Source organism: Chrysanthemum yellows phytoplasma, assembly GCF_000803325.1.
GTDB lineage: Bacteria > Bacillota_I > Bacilli_A > Acholeplasmatales > Acholeplasmataceae > Phytoplasma > Phytoplasma asteris.
This window is the reverse complement of record NZ_JSWH01000037.1, coordinates 1-3,321: the sequence shown is the minus strand read 5'-3', so window position 1 is coordinate 3,321 and position 3,321 is coordinate 1. Positions and strand designations below refer to the sequence as shown.

At 26.5% G+C, this 3,321-nt stretch carries 2 protein-coding genes and 2 pseudogenes; 1 reads left to right on the top strand and 3 read right to left on the bottom strand.

Annotation, left to right across the window (positions count from 1 at the left end; all coding sequences use genetic code 11):
• The 3 genes and pseudogenes from tmk to OL66_RS00630 all read right to left on the bottom strand — a co-directional run.
• A partial coding sequence (gene tmk / locus OL66_RS00640) for a dTMP kinase (protein ID WP_034172057.1) occupies positions 1-551 on the bottom strand: 551 nt, incomplete at its 3' end.
• A pseudogene (locus tag OL66_RS00635) lies at positions 541-1,172 on the bottom strand (hypothetical protein). The gene tmk and the pseudogene OL66_RS00635, both read right to left, overlap by 11 nt.
• Before the next feature lie 16 nt (positions 1,173-1,188).
• Positions 1,189-2,476 (bottom strand): annotated as a pseudogene (locus OL66_RS00630) (replicative DNA helicase).
• A 169-nt stretch (positions 2,477-2,645) separates the two neighbouring features.
• On the opposite strand from OL66_RS00630, the gene OL66_RS00625 reads away from it, so the two are divergent.
• Positions 2,646-3,230 carry a restriction endonuclease subunit S gene (locus OL66_RS00625; RefSeq protein WP_034172056.1) on the top strand — a complete coding sequence of 195 codons (585 nt, stop codon included), beginning with the start codon at positions 2,646-2,648 and terminating at the stop codon, positions 3,228-3,230.
• Positions 3,231-3,321 lie beyond the last annotated feature (91 nt).

Here is a 3,321-nt window from a genome sequence, read left to right as displayed (position 1 = left end):
TGTTTGCAATTTTGGTTATTACAGTATTGATATTGATTTAAATAATTTTTACGAACATTTTGAAAGTAAGTTATGGGTTTTTGTTCGATAGTTTCTAATTTATGATTAAGTTGAGTTTGATTTCTTTTTAATCCTATTTTAGGGTCGATGTCTAGATAAAAGTTTAATTTAGGTTTAATTAGAAAATGATTGATGATTTTTGAAGTTAATATTTTGTCGCCAGAATCAAGGTTGATATCATCACTTTGATAAGCAAAAGTAGAATCATACCAACGATCAACTAAAACAATATAACCTTTTAATAAAGCAGGAATAACGAGTTCTTCTTTGGTTTGTGTCATGTTTGCTAAACTTATTAAATATCTTGTGTTGGGTGATAAATTTTCTTGATATAAAAATAATTTTCTAATTGGTTTACCGATTGAAGAACTTCCTAATCCTTGACAAATGATTATTTTTTTTTGATTTTTTAAATATTTTTTTAATTGTTTAATTAAAGTAGTTTTTCCGCTACCATCTATTCCTTCAAAAACGATTAATTTATTTGTCATTTGAGTGCACAACGCTTTTAATTAAATTAATTGGTGAAAAAGGAATGAAATTGTTTGTAAGTAAGTTTTGTAAAAATTGATTGGTTTTGTTAGAAAATAAATTAATGATTTGATTTATGCCTTGAACTTTGCCATTTATAATTTTATTGTTGAGTCTTTGGGTTTCTGTGGCGTTGTTAGTTAATAAATAAAATTCAAAACGGGCATCTAGTTTTTTAATTTGTTGAGCTTCGATGATTGTTTTTTTATAACGATCACGAAGGCATGTTTTGAAATTGAAGGCAATTATGCGCTTGGTTTGGGAGAATAATACTAAATCAAATTTAATATCTGGGATGAAAAATAAATAGGCTTGCGGATAAAGATTGGTTATTCCTTTTTGATGAAAATATAACAAAATGAGGTATTCATTGATTTTTCCACGGATTGCTTTTTGGCTTTGGGAGTTGTAGTTGTTATCAGTTAAATATTTATTTAATTTAGCGTGAGATTCCAACATATATTCATCAAAGATTTTGTTAAAACAAGTTGGAAAAACTATATTTTAGTGATGTTGACACACAAAGTTTTATGATTGAAAACATTAATATTTTTGAAATGTAAATTAGTTAATTGATTCATTTTATTATTTCCTTTTTTATTCTAAAACTTCAAATTTTTGGATTTGTTTATAAAAATTAAATTACATTCACCTAGTTGTCCGATGCGATTTTTGGCAATAATTAAATTAGTGTATGGGTTATTATCGGGTTTTTGGTAATAACTTTCGCGGTGCAAAAACATTACAACATCAGCGTCTTGTTCGATGGTTCCTGAATCTCTTAAATCTTTTAATTGTGGTAATTTAACTTCTCTTATGTTTGTTGCGCGATTCATTTGAATTAAAGCTATTATGGGAATATTAAGTTCACTTGCTAGTTTTTTGAGCTCTCTTGAAATTACTGCTGTTGCTTGATAAGTATTAAAATTTTGGTCTTCTTTTAATAAATGGAGGTAATCAATAAAAACAACATCAAGTCCTTTGGTGTATTTTATTTGTCTACATTTGTTTTTGATATCTTCAATTTTGTTGTTTCTGTCATCATCAATTAAAATATTTAATTTTGTTAAATCATTTTCTGCCATACCTAAAGCAAATCTATCTTCTTTGGTTAAGTTTTTATGTTGTAGTTTTTTTAAAGGGATTTGTGATGACGACGAAAGCATCCTAATACCCAATTCTTCTGCTGTCATTTCCAAACTAAAAATTACTGCTGTTTGGTTTTTTTATTTTTATCAAATATTTGCGTAATATTTGTAGCTAAATTTAACATGAAAGCGGTTTTACCCATACCTGTTTTAGCTCCTAAAATAATTAATTGTTTGGGTTTGAAACCAGAAACTAATTCATCAAGATTGTTAAACCCTGTTTTAATTCCTGTAAGTTGGTTATTGTTATCGTTAGTAATAATACTTTCTCGAATGTAAGGAATTAAGGTTTTGGTGGAAATAAATGGTGATTTAGTGCTTTGAATAAAGATTTCTACTTGATTTTTGACTGTTTGTAAATAATTATTAATATTTTTAGTTTTAGATAATTCAGTAGGTAATTGATGGATTAGATTTAACAAATCTCTTTTGAGCGATTTTTCCTTGATTAAATCAATATATGTTTCTAAATATTGATTTGAAGGAGGCATTTCAGGTAATTTGGTAAAATAATCAATACCTCCTATTTTGCTTAAGCTATTTTGATTTTGTAAAGTGGAACTAACTGAAACATAATCAATTTCTCGATTTAGAATTTTGAGTTGTTTCATTGTCTTAAATATATATCGATGTTTGGAATCAGTAAAGTTATTAGTGTTAATTAAATTTACAACAGTATCAATCTTTTCTGGTTTTAAAAACAAAGCACCCAACAATGCGCGTTCAGCTTCTAACATCTTTTCTCCTTTTTGCATTTGGGTACAAAAAATACCCAAACTATTTATTTTTAATTAATAAATAATTTGGGTATTTTGTTGCTCTTAACCATTTCCATTTTTTTGGGGCAGTCTAATTAAAGATATATTTCAATTAAATACTCTACAAACACCTTCTTATAATTCTAATATGAACAATAAATATATTCTAGATACTAAAATTAAAGATGCAAATAACAATTTAGCAACTGTATTTATTGACGTCCAAGACAAAGAAACAATTGAACTACCACAAGAACCATATACTTTAGAACAATTATTACAAAATTGCACAACAGCTAAAAATATCTATATCTTTTGGAAATCTCCAAAACCACCAAAAGACATTACTCTTGATGATAGAACAGATTTACATATATCAGATTGTGAAAAAAATGGAGATTACGAAGTGTGGGGTGGAGGTATAAAACCCAAAGGATCTTATAACAAATCTAATACTCCTGAAAATACTATAACTATAACTAGTGTAGGTAGTTGTGGTTATATTCATTTCCATACTAAACCTTTTTGGGCTGCTCAAAATTTACAAATTTTAAAATCTAAAGATGATTCTTTTAATGTTTTGTATTTCTATTTTTATTTAAAACAAAAAGAAAATGAAATTCAAAAAAAATTAAAACAAGGACACATTCCCCATTTCACCCAAAAGATAATAAAAAAAATAAAAATAACTCTTCCCCCATTAGAAACACAAAATGAAATAGCCACTTTTTAAAATAAAACCTTAAAACAAATAGAAGAAAAAACAAATTTACTCAATTCTTTAATGAAAGATTTATTAAATAAAACTGATGAACAAAAACAAT

Bases quoted from the DNA above. Each gene is read 5' to 3' on its own strand.
- OL66_RS00625 (WP_034172056.1), top strand. From the start codon at position 2,646: ATGAACAATAAATATATTCTAGATACTAAAATTAAAGATGCAAATAAC.